General features: G+C 45.6%; 13 protein-coding genes. 7 read left to right on the top strand and 6 right to left on the bottom strand.

All coding sequences use genetic code 11. From position 1 onward, the window contains the following. Positions 1-146: 146 nt before the first annotated feature. Genes fucP through LZG72_RS28835 form a run of 3 tightly spaced genes read right to left on the bottom strand, consistent with a single transcriptional unit; the run spans position 147 to position 3,506 of the window. Positions 147-1,394: an L-fucose:H+ symporter permease gene (gene fucP, locus LZG72_RS28845; protein ID WP_233878701.1), complete on the bottom strand. Its 1,248-nt coding sequence runs from the start codon at positions 1,392-1,394 to the stop codon at positions 147-149. Between the two features lie 35 nt (positions 1,395-1,429). Further along, positions 1,430-2,671 carry an acetylxylan esterase gene (locus LZG72_RS28840; RefSeq protein ID WP_233878699.1) on the bottom strand — a complete coding sequence of 414 codons (1,242 nt, stop codon included), beginning with the start codon at positions 2,669-2,671 and terminating at the stop codon, positions 1,430-1,432. 19 nt (positions 2,672-2,690) lie between these two features. Then, on the bottom strand, positions 2,691-3,506 hold the full coding sequence (locus LZG72_RS28835) for an alpha/beta hydrolase family protein (protein WP_233878698.1): 816 nt from the start codon (positions 3,504-3,506) through the stop codon (positions 2,691-2,693). A 176-nt stretch (positions 3,507-3,682) separates the two neighbouring features. Between LZG72_RS28835 and LZG72_RS28830 the strand changes: the two genes are divergently transcribed. Continuing rightward, entirely contained in the window at positions 3,683-3,847 is a 165-nt protein-coding gene (locus LZG72_RS28830) for a lmo0937 family membrane protein (RefSeq protein WP_157486687.1), read from the top strand. Positions 3,848-3,963: 116 nt separating this feature from the next. Then, entirely contained in the window at positions 3,964-4,293 is a 330-nt protein-coding gene (locus LZG72_RS28825) for a hypothetical protein (protein WP_233878696.1), read from the top strand. Here LZG72_RS28825 and LZG72_RS28820 read toward each other — a convergent pair. Continuing rightward, a complete protein-coding gene (locus LZG72_RS28820) occupies positions 4,290-4,979 on the bottom strand; it encodes an arylesterase (protein ID WP_233878695.1) in 690 nt (229 codons plus the stop codon). The two genes, LZG72_RS28825 and LZG72_RS28820, sit on opposite strands and share 4 nt — an antisense overlap. A 191-nt stretch (positions 4,980-5,170) precedes the next feature. On the opposite strand from LZG72_RS28820, the gene LZG72_RS28815 reads away from it, so the two are divergent. From LZG72_RS28815 to LZG72_RS28800, 4 genes are all read left to right on the top strand, one after another. Further along, on the top strand, positions 5,171-5,839 hold the full coding sequence (locus tag LZG72_RS28815; RefSeq protein WP_233878694.1) for an ABC transporter ATP-binding protein: 669 nt from the start codon (positions 5,171-5,173) through the stop codon (positions 5,837-5,839). Between the two features lie 60 nt (positions 5,840-5,899). Next, the gene (locus tag LZG72_RS28810; RefSeq protein WP_233878692.1) at positions 5,900-8,440 is read left to right on the top strand and encodes an ABC transporter permease; all 2,541 of its coding nucleotides are present in this window, start codon (positions 5,900-5,902) and stop codon (positions 8,438-8,440) included. Positions 8,441-8,829: 389 nt separating this feature from the next. Next, positions 8,830-11,829 (top strand): SusC/RagA family TonB-linked outer membrane protein, encoded by a 3,000-nt coding sequence (locus tag LZG72_RS28805; protein WP_409017757.1) that lies wholly within the window; start codon positions 8,830-8,832, stop codon positions 11,827-11,829. Positions 11,830-11,839: 10 nt separating this feature from the next. Continuing rightward, a complete protein-coding gene (locus LZG72_RS28800; RefSeq protein WP_233878689.1) occupies positions 11,840-13,534 on the top strand; it encodes a RagB/SusD family nutrient uptake outer membrane protein in 1,695 nt (564 codons plus the stop codon). Between the two features lie 345 nt (positions 13,535-13,879). On the opposite strand, the gene LZG72_RS28795 is transcribed toward LZG72_RS28800, so the two are convergent. Together LZG72_RS28795 and LZG72_RS28790 are read right to left on the bottom strand one after the other, a co-directional pair. Next, the gene (locus LZG72_RS28795; protein ID WP_233878687.1) at positions 13,880-14,236 is read right to left on the bottom strand and encodes a hypothetical protein; all 357 of its coding nucleotides are present in this window, start codon (positions 14,234-14,236) and stop codon (positions 13,880-13,882) included. Between the two features lie 74 nt (positions 14,237-14,310). Next, positions 14,311-15,342 (bottom strand): LacI family DNA-binding transcriptional regulator, encoded by a 1,032-nt coding sequence (locus LZG72_RS28790; protein WP_233878686.1) that lies wholly within the window; start codon positions 15,340-15,342, stop codon positions 14,311-14,313. A gap of 127 nt (positions 15,343-15,469) precedes the next feature. Between LZG72_RS28790 and iolB the strand changes: the two genes are divergently transcribed. Then, on the top strand, positions 15,470-16,333 hold the full coding sequence (iolB, locus tag LZG72_RS28785) for a 5-deoxy-glucuronate isomerase (RefSeq protein WP_233878684.1): 864 nt from the start codon (positions 15,470-15,472) through the stop codon (positions 16,331-16,333). Positions 16,334-16,524: the final 191 nt, after the last annotated feature.

The raw sequence follows: 16,524 nt of genomic DNA, 5'->3' as shown, positions 1-16,524 counted from the left end.
TAAACTCAATATTTGGACTGATTCCCAGGCTGCTAACCACAATCCAAATCAATGTTTAATTCAATTCTAATCTTATTAATAACTTCAAAACTGAAGGCAACCTATTTCAGGCAATGACAATTAGCTAATCGCTAACGGCTAAAAGCTTAGTGCTGAACCTTGTAAAATTTATAACCAAAAAAGAAAATCACGGTGTAGCAGATAATGGGCAGATAATATGCCGTGGCTACATCGTGTTCGGCTACTGCGCCCATCGCAAATGGGAAAAATGCTCCTCCTACGACGCCCATTGAGATAAACGAAGAAGCCTGCTGCGTGTGAGCTCCAAGGTTTTTTAAACCAAGGCTAAAAATGGTTGGGAACATGATGCTGAAAAAGAAGTTGAGCATCAACAATGCAATGAACGATGGCCAGCCAAGGCTTTGAGCGATGATGAGGCACATGACGATGTTACAGGCTGCGAAAACGGCGAGCAATGAATGCGGCGCGATAAAACGCATCAGAAAAGTCCCTATAAACCGCCCGGCGAGCATCAGCACAAAGAACAGGATCATCCAGTTTCCGGCAACGGCGTCTGTGAAACCCATTTTTTCATGGCCATAATTAATAAAAAAGGCCCAGGTACCAGCTTGCGCCGCAACATTGAAAAACTGCGCAAGTACAGCCCATTTAAAATGTTTATGCTCGAAAAGGCCTTTTTCAGGATGTGTGTCTACATTGGCAGCTTCCGGATCAACAGTAACATGGGGATCTGTGAGAGCAGGGACTTTCACAAATGAAAACAACACGGCGATCGTAGCAATTACACTGCCGATTACGATGTACAGGGTTTTTACGGAAGTAAGATCCGTACTGCCTTCCACATTGTTTCTCAGCAAAAAATAAGAACCGACCGCAGGGCCGATGATCGTTCCCAATGCGTTGAATGCCTGCGCAAAATTGATACGCATATCACTCGTACGCTGGTCGCCCAATGATGCCACGAAAGGGTGAGCGACTGTTTCCAGGGTTGAAATACCGCATCCAAGAATGAATAATGCGCCTCCGAAGAATGGAAATGAAGCCGCAGCTGCCGCAGGCACGAACAAAAAGGATCCGATCGCGAAAAGTGTCAATCCGAAAAGAACGCCGTTTTTGTACCCAAACCTTTTCATGAACAATCCCGCCGGGATCCCCATCACGCCATATGCCCCGAAAATGGCAAACTGCACAAAGGCAGACTGTGTTTTCGTAAGACTCAAAACGTGCTGAAAATGTTTGTTTAACACATCCCCCATCGTGATGGCGATGCCCCAAAACATGAAAAGAGAGGTTACAAAAATGAGGGTTACGAGGTACTTATTGTCTGTAAACTTCGGGGCGTCTGACTGGACAGACGAGGAATAGTTGCTCATTTAGCTGTAAAGTGAAATTGAATATTAGGTTAGGTCTATTTTTGGAAGTGTAAATTAGAGAATTTTAGGAACTGTGCCCAATCGAAATTGGTAACATCATGACCGCCAGGACGTATATGAAACCCAATCTGATCGTAAATGGGTTGATTCAGAGCAGGAAATGCAGTGGCGTTGAAGCCTTTGGTACCTAAAAATTTATAAACGGGATCGGACGCTTTTGCAGTTTCAAATTCACCCCTCGGGTCCGCCTGCGTATCACCTTCGGCTGTTGCCAGATATACCGGCCGGGGCGCAATGAGCGCCATTACGAAATGCTGATCAAATGGCAGCTCGGTGTCTTTATCAATGTATTTGGTCAAATTTTTGGTATACCAATGCGGGAAAACCGTACAAAGTCGTTTGATATTTTCTCCAATTCCGCGTCGAAACTGTTTTCCGCCACCGGCGCCTGATTCGTTGCTCAGTACCGCCGCAAACCGCTGATCCGTGGCACCCGCCCAGAGTGCCGCTTTTCCTAATCTTGAAAAACCAAAGACGGCGACACGTTTTGCATCAATGTCTTTATCGGTTTCGAGGTAATCCATTCCGCGACTCAATGCCCAGGCCCAGGCGGCCATGGTACTGAAATTGTCTTCGCGGTTCTGCAGTTCAGGATAAAGTGTATGAACACCCGTTTGGAACATCGTCTCTTTCCGGTCGGACGCAATTTCTTCCCGGTACATGGTTATAAATGCATAACTGTTGTCCAGAATGCTGTCAATATCCCACTGACCCGCATTTACTCCGCGGCAAGCTTCCGTAGCTTTTCCAGCATCTCCACATGGGAACATTTTGCTATTTTCCACCCAGGCTGCGGTCAGTTTGATACCCGGATCTGCATGAACAGCCTGATTACCAATAAAATTGATCCCCATAATGGCTGGAACCGGACGTATGGCTTTATTTGGAATGTAGATCAGAAGATCAAAACTTGCTTCTTTCCCTTTCTCCTTTATATGTATCGTTACTTGTTTCCGGGTCGCTTTTCCGCCTAATGCTTTTTTATCCTGGTCAAAAACTTCGAAGCGAATATCAGCTGGTTTGCCCGGCGATGTTCCGTACATCTGGGTCGTCATGATTTCCAGTATTTCCGCCCGCCGCGCCGGCCATTCTTTTATTGACTTTACCTTTTGACCATTATTAAAAGTCAATGGATCGGGCAGCTCGCTCTTCACATTTTGCGCCAGCCCATTAAAACAGGCAAAGAATAATGCAGGAAATAGATATATGAACTTCATAAATGCGGTTTTGACAACCTTATTTCTTGCTAAAAAAATTACTCATAAACAGCATTTGAAACTGAATGGCATTGGTCCAGTAAGGCCAGTTGTGGGCGCCGGGGCGGGTAATGTAATCGTGCGGGATGTTTCGGTACAGCAATTGTTCGTGCAGTTTTTCATTAACCCGGAAAAAGAAATCGTCCGTTCCGCAATCGATGATAATGGCCAGATTATTCGGTGTAAGCAAATGAAGCATATTGATGACGGTATTTTCCTCCCAGCGTTCGGGTTGTTGCGCGTATGTACCAAGTCGTTTTGCCATATCCCAGTTGTTTGGAAATGGTCGGATATCCACGCCTCCGCTCATACTCCCTGCCGCGCCGAAAACATCCTGATGTTTGAATGCCAGGTACAATGCACCATGTCCGCCCATGCTCAAACCCGTGATCGCTCGTCCCTTTTTGTCTTTGATCGTTTTGTATTTACCATCTACAAAAGCAACCAGTTCTTTCGAAATGTAGGTTTCGTACTGTGATTGCTTATCAACCGGACTATCCCAGTACCAGCTGCTGAAACCGCCATCCGGACATACGATGAGAACATTGTACTGATCCGCCGCCTTTTGAAAACCGACCGCTTTCTTGATCCAATCGGCGTGATTTCCACTGTAGCCGTGCAAAAGATAAACAACCGGAAGTTCTGCAGATCCGTAGTTATCTGGTCTGATTACCACGGTTTTAAGCGTTTTTTTCATACTGGCGCTATACACGTCTACAGTGTCGACTACGGCTGCCAGTGAAGCGGAATAAATAAACAGAAAGTGAAGCAGGAATGGTAAAAACGCTTTTTTCATTTTAAAAGGGCTTTGTGAATTTTTTCTACAACTTAACAGTGTAACTTTTTTGTTTCCCACAAATATTGTAGAATCCGGGGAATAATAACGTCTTAATTTGATTGGTTTGGTCTGGCACTTAAATTGATATAATCCCAGTAAATCTATCTTACTATAACTTCAAAATATTCAAGACAATGGGAAATCTTCTTTATACAATAGCTGTCATCCTCGTGATACTATGGTTGATCGGCTATTTCGGATTCGCAAGTTTCGGAATGGGTAACATTATTCACATTTTGCTTGTGATTGCGGTAGTTGCAATCATTCTCCGTTTAATTCGTGGCGACAGAGTTGTGTAGAGAAAAGATCTAATCTTCAAAAAAGGCCCGGAACTGATCAGATCATGTTCCGGGCCTTTCTGGTTAAAATCACCTTCAGATTTGCATTACTAATTCGCATTTAAAATATCAAAAACATGGAAAATACCTTTGAATACGACTATCCGGCCTTGGTCAACGCATTATTTGCAGACGAACTTTCCGCACAAAAAGCGTATGATGAACTGACTTACCGGGGTTACGAACCGGAAGAAATCCATGTGGTTGCACCTGATGCCAACCATCCACTGCATCATGAGCCGCTCGGCCAGCAACAGCATACGGAATACTTCCAGTCAGTCATTAAAGAATCCGGATTTGTAATTTCATTTACACCAAAAACCATCGAGGACAGACTCGAAATCGTCACTGCCTGGAACAATCATGGAGCGAAACCATTGCATGGAAATGAGAATTACACAGTCTAAGTCAGAAGGTCTTTGATCTTGTCCCAGACGTTTTCCGCAACGATTTTATGACCCTCGGCGGTTGGATGAATGCCGTCCGGTAAATTGAGTTTCGCCTCGCCACCGACGCCTTCCAGCAGAAACGGGATGAGGGTCAGCTCGTTTTTTGCAGCAATTTCTGTATAAACTGCCCGAAATTCGGAAGCATATTTCTGACCCATATTCGGCGGGATCTGCATGCCGGCAAGTACAAGTTTCGCATCCGGATATTTGGCGTGGACTTTATCCAAAATCGCCTGCAAATTTTTCCTGGTTTCGGTGACAGGTATCCCGCGCAGGCCGTCATTGCCCCCGAGTTCGAGGACAAAAATGTCGAGCGGCTGTTTCAGAAGCCAGTCAATCCTGCTGTTTCCCCCCGAAGTCGTTTCACCGCTGACACCCGCATTAATGACCTTATAATTCAGTTTCAGCGAGTCGATACGCTTTTGGATCAGGCCAGCGAAACCCTGAGACGGATCGTCGAGACCGTAGGCTGCGGTAAGACTATTTCCGAAGAAAACAATGGTTTTCTTCCTCGCAACCGGCTCTTTTACAGAGCCATTTAATGTATCCTTACTAGTTTCGTCTTGTTCTTTTTTGTCACTGCCGCACGAAAACAAAACCAGTGCGAGTATGAATGACTTTAAGATGTTCAAAGAATATTTCATTATGATTAACAAATAATGTATTGAGTTTTAGCGATAAAGCCGCTCGTTTAGTTTTAAACGCCGTTTAAACTATATTTATGTGGAACACAATTCGAAAAGAACCAAATTCAGCTCGATGGAGTTGCCAAAAGAGGTTTCCGTAACAGGTTGCCCAACATAACACCACGCAAACATAACATTAAAAACAATTGATGGATACCGTATTAGATCTGCAGCAGGTAAGTAAAATATATAAAAGCGGCGACCGGTCCCTGACCGTTTTAAATAACATCAATTTCTCAGTCGAAGCAGGTTCTACGATGTCCATTGTTGGCCCATCGGGAAGTGGGAAAACGACTTTGTTAGGTCTCTGTGCCGGCCTCGACCGATCTACTTCCGGCACCGTGTCGCTTCACGGCACCACGCTGAATGGGCTAAATGAAGATCAGCTCGCAGCAGTACGCAACCAGTATGTCGGCTTTATTTTCCAAAACTTCCAACTTTTGCCGACACTCACCGCTCTCGAAAATGTGATGGTACCTCTTGAATTGAGAGGTGAAAAAAATATAAAACCGCGTGCATTGGATCTGCTTGATAAAGTCGGTCTCGCTGAGCGTGGTCACCACTACCCTACCCAGCTGAGCGGCGGCGAACAGCAGCGTGTTTCGCTGGCGCGCGCATTTTCAAACCAGCCCAGGATCCTTTTTGCCGACGAACCTACGGGTAACCTTGATGCCGAAACCAGCGAAAAAGTCGTAAAACTGCTTTTTGATTTAAATAAAGAAGCGGGCACGACGCTTGTGGTGGTGACGCACGACCTGGAACTGGCGGCGAAAACGCAACGGATAATCCGTATTAAAGGTGGCAAGCTGGTTGAATAAATACTTGGCAAGTCTAGGGCGACCCCGTCTTCAAGACTTACCAAGTCTACTCCATATAACATGCAAAATCAAATAAATTTTTCCTGGTTACTGAAAATGGCGTGGCGCGACAGCCGGAAAAACCGCTCGCGTCTCGTGCTTTTCATTTCCTCCATTATCCTCGGCATCGCGGCACTGGTCGCTATTTATTCTTTGGGGGATAATTTAAAAGACAATATCGACGAGCAGGCTGCTACGCTCATCGGTGCTGATCTTGCGTTATATGGAAACCGGGCGGTTCAGGATAAAGCCAAAGAACTGGTGGATTCGCTGGGAAAGAACCGGTCCGAGGAGCGTAGTTTTGCTTCGATGGTTTATTTTGCCAAAAGCGGGGGAAACCGTCTTGCGCAGGTAAAAGCGATTTCAGGCGATTATCCTTATTACGGGAAGTTCGAAACCATCCCGGTAACAGCCGAAAAGACATTTCGGGCGGGAAAAGAAGCATTGGTTGACCAGACACTCATGCTGCAATACCAGGCTAAGGTGGGCGATTCCATTAAAATTGGTGAGGTTACATTTCTCATTGCCGGCATTCTCGAAAAAGCACCCGGGTCCACTGGAATTACCAGTTCGGTTGCACCAACCGTTTACATTCCAATGCGTTACCTCGGCCAGACCGGTTTAATGCAAAAAGGAAGCCGGGTTGCGTACCGGTACTACTTCAAATTTCCCGCAAAAACGGATGTAGAAGCATTGGTGAAAAGACTGGAACCGCGTTTTGAATCGTATGATCTCGACTATAATACCGTTCAGGAACAGAAAGAAGATACCGGCCGCTCATTTGCAGACCTTACCCGTTTTCTCGCATTGGTCGGTTTCGTCGCGTTGCTGCTCGGCTGCATTGGCGTTGCGAGTGCGATCCATATTTATATTCGTGAAAAACTCAATTCCATTGCGATCCTGAGATGTCTTGGGGTAAAAGGAAGTCAGGCATTTCTGATTTTTTTGATCCAGATCCTCGGAATTGGAATAATCGGCTCTGTATTAGGCGCCCTATTGGGTACAGCCATTCAGCAGTTTTTACCTTTCGTGATCAAAGATCTGCTTCCTTTTGAGTTAACCACCAGCATTTCGTGGCTGTCAATCGGTCAGGGATTGGCGATTGGCATCCTGATTTCGGTATTGTTCGCTTTGCCCCCATTGCTCTCGATCCGGCGTGTTTCCCCGCTCAACGTACTGCGCATTTCACTCGACCCCATTAAGCTTGACCGTGATCCGGTAACCTGGTTACTATATGTCCTGATCGTGCTCTTCATTTTCGGTTTTGCATTCCTCCAAATGCGGACGTGGATCGAAGCATTGATTTTCACAATCAGTATTGTCGGTGCCTTTTTGGTTCTTTATGCCATGGCGATCGCGCTAACCTGGCTCGTTCGCAGGTTTTTCCCGACCTCGTGGAGTTACCTGTGGCGGCAGGGACTTGCGAATTTGTACCGACCCAATAATCAGACATCTATATTGATCGTGTCGATTGGTTTGGGGACATCGCTGATTTGTACCCTCTTTTTTATTCAGACCATTTTACTGGAAAGAGTTCGGTTATCTACGAGCGGGAATCAGCCGAACATCGTTTTATTCGACATTCAGGGAAGTCAGAAAGAAGGTGTTCTTGCCATCGCCAAAGCGCACAAAGTCCCTGTGAACCAAAGCGTTGCCATCGTGAATATGCGACTTGAAGAAGTGAATGGCAAAACGGCAGCGGATTTTGAAGGTGACACCACCGCGGAACAGTCGCGACGTATTTTTGGCAGAGAGTACCGGGTAACATTCCGGGATTCGACGACTTCTTCCGAAAAAATCACAAAAGGAAAATGGCAGGGAGTTTACAATAAAGCGGCCGGACTCATCCCCGTTTCGCTGGAACAGGGTTTTGCAGACCGTAGCCGGATCAAACTGGGTGATACACTGGTTTTTAATGTACAGGGTACGCTCATGCCGACGACCGTTTCGAGCCTGAGAGAGGTAAACTGGGGAGCGGTACAGACAAACTTTCTGGTTGTATTTCCGACGGGCGTACTGGAAGATGCGCCTCAATTCCACGCGATGCTGACCCACGTACCGAATCCCCAGGTTTCGGCTACATTCCAGCAGGCGATTGTGCGCCAGTTTCCGAATATCGCCATTATCGATCTTGCATTGGTTTTGAGATTGCTCGACGATATTTTCAATAAAATCGGCTTTGTGATCCGTTTCATGGCGGGTTTCAGTATTCTTACCGGTTTAATCGTCCTCATATCATCCGTATTGATCAGCAAATATCAGCGACTGCAGGAAAGCGTTTTACTTCGCACACTCGGCGCCAGCCGCAATCAGATATTCGCCATTACAGCACTGGAATATTTTTTCCTGGGCTCGCTGGCCGCATTCACCGGAATTTTAATCGCCGTCGCCGGAAGCTGGTCGCTGGCCAAATTCAGTTTCGAAGCAGAATTCAATCCCGAAATCCTGCCGGTAATCGGCGTTTTCCTGTTTGTTTCACTCATGACCGTCTTTATCGGACTTGTAAATAGCCGGGGAATTTTATCAAGGCCACCATTAGAGGTGCTGCGGCAAGACGTGTAAAAGATGTTCTAAACGATCAATTAACAATTCCTTAAACGTCATTCTAGCCCCTTTCTGATCCGGATAACCGACTTTTGAGACCTTAACCGGATCCTAAAAGTGCCGTCTCCTCATTTCCATTTTCAGTCCAATTTATTCTCAATATTTTTTCAAACGTTTGCATAAAATTTCAAACGTTTGCATAGCGTATTGTCTATTTTCTATAATTTATATTAAAAATACAAATTGTAATCTTGTGTAATGACCTTTCCATAACTATCAATTCACTCTCAAGTTTTAATGAAAACCATAATCCACTTTGTATGACAAAAATTTTGACTCTATCAGTCAGAACGGGGATAATTCGGTGCTGCCTTTTGCAGATGACGGCCGTTCTTGGCATAAATGCAATGTCTGTTGCCGGGATACCAGTTCCGGAAAACAATCCTTCGCATGTTGCAAAAAACATGAACACTTTGAAAGAAATCACCCTCACAGGTAAGGTACTGACCGACGGCACGACCGACGGTTTGCCAGGTGTTACCGTCGTGATTTCGGATGTTGCCGGCGGAAATAAGCAAGGTGCGACCACCAATGAAGCAGGTGTATTTACATTTGCAAACCTGCAAACTGGAATCAGGTATAATCTGGAATTCAGTTACATAGGATTTGAAAAACAATCGCTGAACGATTTTCTGTTAACCGAAACGAATAACAATTCCATCGAGATCCGGTTGAAAGAAGCGGCTTCCAATCTGGGCGAAGTAGTAGTAGTCGGTTATGGAAGTACGGTTAAAAAGGATATCACCGGTTCTGTCAAGTCTTTAAAAAGCGCAGAGTTCAATGCCGGTATCATCAACTCTCCCGAGCAACTTTTGCAAGGTAAAGTTTCCGGAGTAAATGTTACATCCGCGACCGGTGAGCCGGGCGGTAAAACGAACATTACCGTTCGTGGTCCGGGCGGGGTACGCACAGGCAGTACGCCACTTTTTGTTGTCGATGGAATGGCCCTGGACAACAGCGGCACCGGCGGTGACACAAACCCGCTCAACTTTCTGAACCCACAGGATATTGAATCCATTGACGTTTTGAAAGATGCGTCTGCAACAGCCATTTATGGAGCGAGAGGCGCAAACGGTGTCATTTTGATCACTACGAAGAAGGGGAAATCGGGACAGGCGAGTGTTACTTACTCCGGAACGCTGGGCATTTCTACCATAGCACGCCCACTGGATGTGCTCGACGGTCCAACATTCTTAACCGAAGGAACCAAACTTGGCGGAAGCATCATCGACGGAAAAGCAAATACCGACTGGCAGAAAGAGGTTTCACGGAAAGCAACGACGCATAACCACAATATTTCCATTGGCGGAGGTACCGATAGAATGACTTATTATGGTTCATTCGGGGCCCAGAAGCAACAGGGAATATTGAAAGGAAGTCAGCAGGACCGTTTCACAGGCCGCATTAACCTTACTCAGAAATTGCTGAATGACCGGGTAACGCTGGACGTGAACCTGAATGCGACGAATACTAAAAACCAGCGTCCGAACATCCAGGGTATCATCGGCGGGGCAATTACTGCCAATCCGACTTACAAGCCATACAATGAAGACGGATCGCCGTATCAGTACCAGGACGGCACCAATCCATTGGTCTCATTGAAATTGTATAAAGAGCTTTTGAGTACAAACCGTGTACTGGCAAGCATTTCACCTTCAGTAACGATCATTAAAGGCCTGGTTTACAAACTCAACTTTGGTCTCGACCAGTCCACTTCGGTTCAGGACAAACAGACTTTGCCAAATACCATTCCGTATGAAATCGGAAGATTTGAAACATATAACCTGAAAAACACGAACCGCCTGCTCGAAAACTATCTGACCTATACGGTTAGTAACAAAACCCACACTTTCAGTGCATTGGTTGGGCATTCATACCAACGGATCTTTATCCAGGGACGTGATTTCAGTGTAAACAAATTCCCGATCTCGGACATCGAGCCCATTTACAATCCGGGTCTCGGACAGGATCTTAACCTGGTACAGAACCATCCGGGAGGTTTCGCAACCATTAATGAACTGCAGTCTTTCTTCGGCCGCGCGAATTATAGTTTGAAAGATAAATATCTGGCTACCGCAACGTTACGTGTGGATGGTTCGTCCAAATTCGGTGACAATAACAAATACGGTTATTTCCCGTCGTTCTCGTTAGGTTGGAGAATTTCGGAAGAACCTTTCATGAAGTCTTCCCCATTTTCTGACCTGAAACTTCGTGCGGGCTGGGGATCAACAGGAAATCAGGAAATCCCTTCCAAAATCACCCAGGCACGTTTTACGTCATCCGTTTCAGGAACAACCAGCTATCCGCTCGACGGCTCGGGCAACTTCCCGGCCGGAACCACGTACACAAGGCTTGCAAACCCGAACATTCAATGGGAAGTATCACGCCAAACAGACATAGGTCTTGATTTTGCATTGTTCAAAGGTGCATTGAGCGGTGAAGTGGATTATTTTACCAAAACCTCTGAAAAGATCCTTTTGGAAGTAATTCCTTCCGATCCTGTTCAGCCGGCAGGTACTTTCTGGACAAATGTGCCGGATATGCGCATCATTAACAAAGGACTTGAAATAGACCTGAATTATAGAAATTCACTGGATAACGGACTCAGATACTCCATTGGAGGTAACATTACATTTATTAAAAACAATGTAGAAAACTCGCCTTATTCCGTTATTCCGTCAGGTGCGGCACAAGGATCGGGGTTGACATCCGCGACGATTAACGGATACCTCAGCAATGAACCGATCGGCACTTTCTTCCTGAAAGAGTTTATTGGATTTGATGAGAAAGGAATCAGCAAGTTCAGTGACATCGATGGTGATGGTATCATTACGGATAAAGACCGTGTAGCTGCCGGAACCGCCCTGCCAACCCGGATGTATAACTTCAATGGAAACATCGCATTCAAAGGCTTTGAATTGATCGCAAACTTTAATGGCGTTGCCGGTAACAAGGTTTATGACAATACCGCAAACTCCAACTTCTACAAATTGAAGCTTTCGAAAGGTGTGAACGTAACACGTGAAGCATTTACTGAGGCTGCCGAATCCGTCAATAACTCTGCGCCGGTTTCTACCAGGTATCTCAAAAACGGAGCCTATCTGAGACTTAACAGCCTGGTGCTGGGCTATAATCTCAATACCACCAAACTCGGCATTAACAAATGGGTACAAACCGTTCGTCTGTCGATCACTGGTCAAAACCTGGCTGTGTGGACGAAATACGATGGCTACGATCCTGAGGTGAACAATGATCGCTCCGTCAATGGCATTACTTCGTACGGGATTGATTACCTGAGTTATCCAAAAGCCAGGACGGTATTGTTTGGTGTAAATGTTGGCTTTTAATAAATAACCGATGAAAAAGAAATTATCACTTATATGTACGGTTGCCGGTTTGCTATTTCTGTCAAACGGCTGCACCGATCTTAAAGAAGAAGTTCTGGACGAAACGCTCAGCGCGCAACTGTCCGAAGAAGCCACTGCAAACGGACTTATCGCGCCCGTTTACGCATTGTTGCCAAACCTGTTTCAGCATACTACCTATTTTGCATTGCAGGAAATATCGACCGACGAAGCAATCCTGCCCTACCGCGGCGGTACCGACTGGGGCGACAATGGCATTTACCTGGCGTTGCACGCGCATAATACGACCAGTACAGATCCCAATGTAAACAGTACCTGGAACACGCTGGTGCAGTCCATTTCAAGATCCATTACAGCGATTAGCAGCTATAAAAACTCAACATCGCCTGGCGCAGCAGTGTATTTGGCGGAGGCACGTGGCATGCGGGCTTATTACAATCTGATCATGCTGGATATGTTCGGGATCGCTTTCGTAAAAGAAGATCCGGGCGCACCTTCGGTTATTGTGAGAGGTGATGAGGCTGTAAAATACATTGAAAGCGAGCTGCTCGATGTTGAGCCGTTGCTTCAACCCAAGTCAGTCGTGGGGCCGGGACGTTTGAACCAGGCGGCGGCGTGGGGTCTGTTGTCAAGATTGTATCTCAACGCAGCAGTTTATCGCAACATATATGGACAGACGTTCGATTTTCAGCCGGGAGATATGGATAAAGTAATCCAGTATACCGACAAGATCATTGCTTCGGGGCAGGCTAAGTTATCACCCGATTATTTCTCGATTTTTTCAGATAACAACCATACGAACGACGAGCTGATTTTTGCGGTAGACCAACGAGCCGAACTGAACGGACATAACCGTATGGCTTATTTCTCGATCTCGGGAGACCAGTTCCCGCTCGCCGAATTTCCAGCCGCAAACGGAACGGACGGCCCAGGCATCACTTCCGATTTCTACCAATCCTGGGTCCAGGCTTATGGTGCGGTAGATCCTAGCCGCGATCCACGGTTTTACAAACAAAACATGTCCATTTACACCAATAAGGCGGATACCTGCATCAATGACGCGGATTATAAGATCAACCGTGGCATTTTGAGAGGTCAGCAATATGGGGCATTGCGCGTGAATGGTGCATTTGTGAGATGCCCTGACGGAAAATTGAAGGTTGGTAAACTTACTTATGTGACCCGAAACCGCGCCGATCTGCCGGTAAGTTTCTCTGAGTTGATTGATTTTACAACGGCAGGCAGCAATTACAACACAGGTTATCGCGTGGAGAAATACGAATTCAGCAGCAAATCGAATACAGGCCGGAACCGAGGTGAGGCGGATATCGTGATTTTGCGCCTTGCGGACATCTACTTAATGCGTGCGGAAGCGAAACTGCGTAAAAGCAACGATGCGGCTGGTGCATTGGCAGATGTAAACCTCGTGCGTGCATCGAGAACAGCAACATTGGCTCCTCCGGCTCTGACCAGCATGACATTGGATTTACTGTTTCGTGAAAGAGGTTTTGAGTTTTACTGGGAAATGCTGCGCAGAAGCGACATGATCCGGTTCGGAAAATACGAAGGTAAATGGACTGAGAAAACCAACTCGGACGTCAAGAAAAGGATCTTCCCAATCCCACAAACCGCAATTGACGGCGCCTCAAACCTTCCGGGGTATTTGAAGCAGAATGATGGTTATTGATCAGGATTTGAGGTTAAATGCAAAAGCCGGAGAAAAACTCTCCGGCTTTTGCATTTATTCCATTCTACCAGTGAATTAGTTTTGATGGTGTGAACTCACAAATGGTTAATTCTTTCGCAGATTCGATAAACACAATTGTATACTTCTTTTGATAAGAAATACATTTATACCCCATAAGCGCGCGATCCGGTTCTCTGCAAATACTATATGTTCTTTCAGCCTCACCCAACTTCTCAATAAAGTCATAGACCGAGTCCGAAAACTTTTCTGCCGTTTTGATCAACCCTTTTGATTCTACAAACCAGGCGATACCAGCTATATTGTCAGCGACAGATTGTCGTCCAATTACTTTTCGGCAGCCCATTCTCTAATGCGTGCCTTGCTATATTCCCGAGCTTCTGAAATAGCGAATGCTTTTTCGGGCTTCCATTTTTTTGCGGCATTCTTTTGTAATTCCTGAAATTTCTTTTCTGGAATCAGAATGTATTTCTTTTTGTCAATTGTTAGCTCTGTCATACTGTAATGCCATTTAGATCCAAGATAATAAAATCTTGCGACACTTGGCTTCCTAGCAAGCCTCCTTTCCCTCTCCCGCAATTTGGACTGAAATATCTCGGAATCTCTTTCAAGCTCGTCTCGCCACGAAGTGCCAACCTTCCCGAAAATTTCATCTTTTATTTCCTTCCAAGTTTTAGTATTCATTTCGTACGTGTTAATGATTAGTTTTCATTAAGACGTCACATTTGAGAAAAGTAACAGCTCTCAGGAAATATTTTTTAAATCCGCAGCGACGATTCTCTGATTACCAGCTCCGACGGCAACACAATGCTTTCATGAGAAAAGTCACCCGAACCGTTGATCTGGTTCATGAACAAACGCGAGGCTTCCATTCCGATTTTGCGGCCGGGGCGGCTGACGGTGGTTAATGAAGGAAATGTGTAGGCGGAAATGGGGGAATTGTCGAAACCGACGAGGCCGACATCTTGCGGGATTTTTAGATTTTTATCCTTCACAACACGCATTGCGCCAATCGCTACCTGATCGTTTACACCGAAAATTGCGTCCGGCGGCGACGCCATTTCAAGTAATCTTTTCGTGGGCACAATGGCGCTTTCCACTTTGAAATTGGTGTTGATGATCAGTTCGTCACGGACCGGCATTTCATATTTTTTTAAACAATCCACATAGCCTTTAAAACGCTGCTCGGAAACGGTTAGACCGTTCGGGCCTTTTAAATGGGCGATTTGTTTGTAGCCGATCGTGATCAAATGCTCCACGGCTGCAAACGCGCCATGATAATCGTCTACCGTTGCGCGGCTGGTTTCGAAATCTTCATACTCGCGATCGATAAAAATGAGCGGTGTTTTTCGCTGGATTACACTTTCCAGATGTTCGTAATAACCTGAGTCATAAGTCTCTTGTGAAACCGATAAAAAAATCCCTTCTGTGCGGTTCGACAACAATTTCGACAGGTACTCTTTTTCGAGCAGGTAATTTTCATTGGTCACGCAAATATTCAGCGTATAACCGAGTGGCTGCAACACCGTATGCAACCCCTCAATCACGGCCGTTTCATAGTAATTACTGATCGTCGGCACAACGACTCCCAGCGACGCGGTCTTTTTGTTAAGTAAACTCAAAGACACCTCATTACGCTGGTAACCCACTTCTTTGGCGTATTCCTGGATATTTTTCCGGGTATCTTCGTTGATCGCGGGATGGTCGTTGAGGGCTCTGGAAACCGTGGAAGGTGAGCAACGAAAACGGCGCGCAATGTCTTTAATGGTAACGGGACGGGAGGAATTCATTTGTTGAATTATGCCAATTAAATCTTATAAATTTTTTCAAACGTTTGCATTCAATATAAACATATTTACATTTTGTGTTTAATTTATACAACACTATCATTGTGCAAATGTATTTGAATTTACTACAATGAGCGACCTGCTGATTAAACCCAATGCCGATAATAAAACGTATCATTCACTCACAGCACAACAAGCCGGATGGACTTATTTGAACTTCGAAGCTAAAATACTGGATGTGAATGAACAAATCTCGGACAACACGGGAGATTATGAATATTGCATCGTGTTATTGGGTGGTAATTTCAAAGTAGAGGCAGCTGACCAGATGTGGGAAACGAGAAATGGCCGCAAAGACGTTTTCAGCGGGATCGGCCACGCGATGTATCTATCCCGAAATACCGACTTTGTTCTAACCGCTCAATCTCCTGACACCGACATTGCAATCTGCAAAGTATTGACCGACGAAGATCATCCGCCCAGAATGAAACGCCCGGAAGAAGCTGCCATTGAATACCGCGGCGGGGACAATGCAAACCGTCAGATCAACAGCTTATTGGAACCAGGTTTCGATTGTCACAAAATTGTTTGCGTGGAAGTGTATACACCTTCCGGCAACTGGAGTTCCTTCCCGGCCCACAAACACGACGACCGCAAAGTAGCAGCCGACGGAACACTCATCGAAGCCAACCTGGAAGAGATTTACTTTTATAAAATTGACAAGCCGCAGGGTTACGCGATCCAGCAGGTTTATACCGAAGACAGATCCCTGGACGAGATCGTCCGGGTTAAAAACAACGAAGCGGTACTCGTTCCCAAAGGATATCACCCGGTTGTGGCAGGACACGGTTACCATGTTTATTATCTCAATTTCCTGGCCGGCAGCGACCAATCCCTGGCCAACACTTCCGACCCCGATCACGACTGGATCTACGGTACCTGGAAAGGCTCAGACCCGAGGTTACCAATTGTGACGGCAGAGATGAATGGGTAGGAAGCTGTTAGCTTTTAGCTACATCTGCTGTTGACAATATTTGATGAATTAAATTAAAAAAATAAAGCTAAGTGTCATTGCCTGAAATAGGTTGCCTTCAGTTTTGAAGTTATTAATAAGATTAGAATTGAATTAAACATTGATTTGGATTGTGGTTAGCAGCCTGGGAACCAGTCCAAATATTGAGTTTA

It is taken from the genome of Dyadobacter sp. CY323 (assembly GCF_021390245.1).
Classification (GTDB): Bacteria; Bacteroidota; Bacteroidia; order Cytophagales; family Spirosomataceae; genus Dyadobacter.
This window is presented reverse-complemented; position numbering and strand designations above follow the sequence as displayed.

Coding starts and splice junctions, on each gene's coding strand:
- LZG72_RS28805 (WP_409017757.1), top strand. CDS start 8,830: ATGTCTGTTGCCGGGATACCAGTTCCGGAAAACAATCCTTCGCATGTT.
- LZG72_RS28815 (WP_233878694.1), top strand. CDS start 5,171: ATGGATACCGTATTAGATCTGCAGCAGGTAAGTAAAATATATAAAAGC.
- LZG72_RS28830 (WP_157486687.1), top strand. CDS start 3,683: ATGGGAAATCTTCTTTATACAATAGCTGTCATCCTCGTGATACTATGG.
- LZG72_RS28820 (WP_233878695.1), bottom strand. CDS start 4,979: ATGAAATATTCTTTGAACATCTTAAAGTCATTCATACTCGCACTGGTT.
- fucP (WP_233878701.1), bottom strand. CDS start 1,394: ATGAGCAACTATTCCTCGTCTGTCCAGTCAGACGCCCCGAAGTTTACA.
- iolB (WP_233878684.1), top strand. CDS start 15,470: ATGAGCGACCTGCTGATTAAACCCAATGCCGATAATAAAACGTATCAT.
- LZG72_RS28835 (WP_233878698.1), bottom strand. CDS start 3,506: ATGAAAAAAGCGTTTTTACCATTCCTGCTTCACTTTCTGTTTATTTAT.
- LZG72_RS28800 (WP_233878689.1), top strand. CDS start 11,840: ATGAAAAAGAAATTATCACTTATATGTACGGTTGCCGGTTTGCTATTT.
- LZG72_RS28795 (WP_233878687.1), bottom strand. CDS start 14,236: ATGAATACTAAAACTTGGAAGGAAATAAAAGATGAAATTTTCGGGAAG.
- LZG72_RS28840 (WP_233878699.1), bottom strand. CDS start 2,671: ATGAAGTTCATATATCTATTTCCTGCATTATTCTTTGCCTGTTTTAAT.
- LZG72_RS28810 (WP_233878692.1), top strand. CDS start 5,900: ATGCAAAATCAAATAAATTTTTCCTGGTTACTGAAAATGGCGTGGCGC.
- LZG72_RS28825 (WP_233878696.1), top strand. CDS start 3,964: ATGGAAAATACCTTTGAATACGACTATCCGGCCTTGGTCAACGCATTA.
- LZG72_RS28790 (WP_233878686.1), bottom strand. CDS start 15,342: ATGAATTCCTCCCGTCCCGTTACCATTAAAGACATTGCGCGCCGTTTT.